This window comes from Bifidobacterium rousetti, assembly GCF_008698235.1.
Classification (GTDB): Bacteria; Actinomycetota; Actinomycetes; order Actinomycetales; family Bifidobacteriaceae; genus Bifidobacterium; species Bifidobacterium rousetti.
In genome coordinates this window covers 1-2,818 of the sequence record NZ_PEBH01000025.1, presented here as the reverse complement: position 1 = coordinate 2,818, position 2,818 = coordinate 1, and the positions used below count along the sequence as shown (strand labels likewise).

The window sequence follows — 2,818 nt, the reverse complement described above, 5'->3', positions numbered from 1 at the left end:
CCGACAAGGAATTTCGCTACCTTAGGATGGTTATAGTTACCACCGCCGTTTACCGGGGCTTGAATTCACCGCTTCGCGTGAGCTGACGGATCCTCTTAACCTTCCGGCACCGGGCAGGCGTCAGTGCATATACAGCGACTTACGTCTTCGCATGCACCTGTGTTTTTGGTAAACAGTCGCTACCCCCTCTTCTGTGCCACCCCCAACAGCTCCAGGAGCAAGTCCTTTCACCACCGGGGGTCTCCCTTAAACCGAAGGAACGGGAGCAATTTGCCGAGTTCCTTGACCAGGATTCGCTCGATCGCTTCGGTATACTCTACCAGACCACCAGTGTCGGTTTGGGGTACGGGCGGCAAACAGCCTCGCGCCGAAGCTTTTCTCGACGGTCGGGATCACCGGATTCGCGCCCAACGGCGCCCATCATCACACCTCGGCCCCATGCCCCCCGGATTTGCCTGGGGGACGGCCTGCGTGCTTGACCACGGAAAACCACCTCCGCGGCCGGCTACCCGTCCGTGTCACTCCTCGCGCTACCCTACTACAGCTACGGTCCCAACACCGCCGCGATCCGAACCCCGAAGGGAACATCACACGACGACGGAGGTTAGTGCTCGCTGCCTCGGATCGGGCGGCTGCAAGCCGGTACGGGAATATCGACCCGTTCATCCATTCGACTACGCCTGTCGGCCTCGCCTTAGGACCCGACTCACCCAGGGACGATGAACGTGGCCCTGGAACCCTTGGTCATCCAGCGGCGGGGATCCTCACCCCGCTCTCGCTACTCATGTCTGCATTCTCACTCCCACACAGTCCACGGCGCGCTTGCGCGGCCGCTTCGACCCGGTGTGGGACGCTCTCCTACCCAGCAGAAAACTGCTGCCGCGTCTTCGGTGGTGTGCTTGAGCCCCGCTACATTGTCGGCGCGGAACCACTAGACCAGTGAGCTGTTACGCACTCTTTCAAGGGTGGCTGCTTCTGAGCCAACCTCCTGGCTGTCTATGCGACTCCACATCCTTTCCCACTTAGCACACGCTTCGGGACCTTAGACGACGGTCTGGGCTGTCTCCCTCTCGACGACGGAGCTTATCCCCCGCCGACTCACTGCCGGAATACACTTCACGGGTATTCGGAGTTTGGTTGCTGTTGGTACCCTGTACGGGCCCGCAAGCATCCAGTAGCTCTACCCCCCGGAAGCAATCAACCGACGCTGCACCTAAATGCATTTCGGAGAGAACCAGCTATCACGGAATTTGATTGGCCTTTCACCCCTAACCCCAAGTCATCCCCCCGGTTTTCAACCCAGGTGGGTTCGGTCCTCCACACGGTCCTACCCGCGCTTCAACCTGCTCAGGGCTAGATCATCCCGCTTCGGGTCCAGGACACGCGACTCAAAAACGCCTTTTAAGACTCGCTTTCGCTACGCGTACACCACACGGCTTACGCTCGCCACATGCCACTGACTCGCAGACTCATTTTTCGATAGGCACGCCGTCACCCCACAAGAAGGCTCCGACGGATCGCAGGCGCACGGTTTCAGAGACTGTTTCACTCCCCTCCCGGGGTACTTTTCACCTTTCCCTCACGGTACTTGTGCACTATCGGTCAGACAGGAATATTTAGGCTTATGCAACGGTCTGCACGGATTCGCACGGGATTCCACGGGGCCCGTGCTACTTGGGAGACGCGATCGGGAGACCATGCGCGTACGGCTACGGGGCCATCACCCTCTGCGGCCCGGTATCCAACCCGGTTCGCCTCGCACACGGTTTTATCACTCCCGCCCGGCCCGTCGGAGCCGGGACACACGTTCCCTCAACACCACGCGCGCAACCCCCGACGGGTACCACACGCACGCGGTTTGGCCTGATCCGCTTTCGCTCGCCACTACTCACGGAATATCCTTTCCTGCAGGTACTGAGATGTTTCACTTCCCTGCGTACCCCCCGGCCGAAGCCGGTGACCGCCCATGACGGCGGCCGTGTTCCCACATTCGGAGACCCTCGGATCGAAGCCCTGTTGGCGGCTCCCCGAGGAATATCGCTGCCTCAAACGTCCTTCATCGGTCCTGTCTGCCAAGGCATCCACCCTACGCCCTAGGCAAGCAACCACACACCACAAGGATGCGGGCCACCCGCCACTGCCATAGCGAACTCCCAGACGACACATCAATACAACTAGAATGATCACAAAACGATCGACGAACACACAAAAAGAATGTGCTCTTCGAAATCAACAGCAAGAAGCAACACAAACGTTGCCATCTTGCTCGCGTCCACTATCCAGTTCTCAAACCACCACCGCACACACAGCCGACCCGACCCGGCCCGAAGACCGGAACGACCCGCGCCGCATGGCGACGGACCCGCCCCCGCGACAACACCACGGGAAGTGGCGGTCCGGGAACCCAAAAGCATGCCCGCACCACACGCGCCACCCCACGACGGGCGACGCCAACAGCCAACGACCTCTTCCACGCCAGCCGACCCGAGAACACCGGACGATCCGGCCTCGGGCCCACACCGGCTCGCAGACACGAGCCTGAATTCTCCGTAGAAAGGAGGTGATCCAGCCGCACCTTCCGGTACGGCTACCTTGTTACGACTTAGTCCCAATCACGAGTCTCACCTTAGACGGCTCCATCCTTGCGGTTAGGCCACCGGCTTCGGGTGCTACCCACTTTCATGACTTGACGGGCGGTGTGTACAAGGCCCGGGAACGCATTCACCGCGACGTTGCTGATTCGCGATTACTAGCGACTCCGCCTTCATGGAGTCGGGTTGCAGACTCCAATCCGAACTGAGACCGGTTTTCAGGGATC

General features: G+C 60.2%; 2 rRNA genes. Both read right to left on the bottom strand.

What is annotated here, in order from left to right:
- Positions 1-2,108 (bottom strand): 23S ribosomal RNA (locus CSQ85_RS12865); the annotation flags it as partial.
- Positions 2,109-2,553: 445 nt separating this feature from the next.
- Positions 2,554-2,818, bottom strand: a 16S ribosomal RNA gene (locus CSQ85_RS12855); the annotation flags it as partial.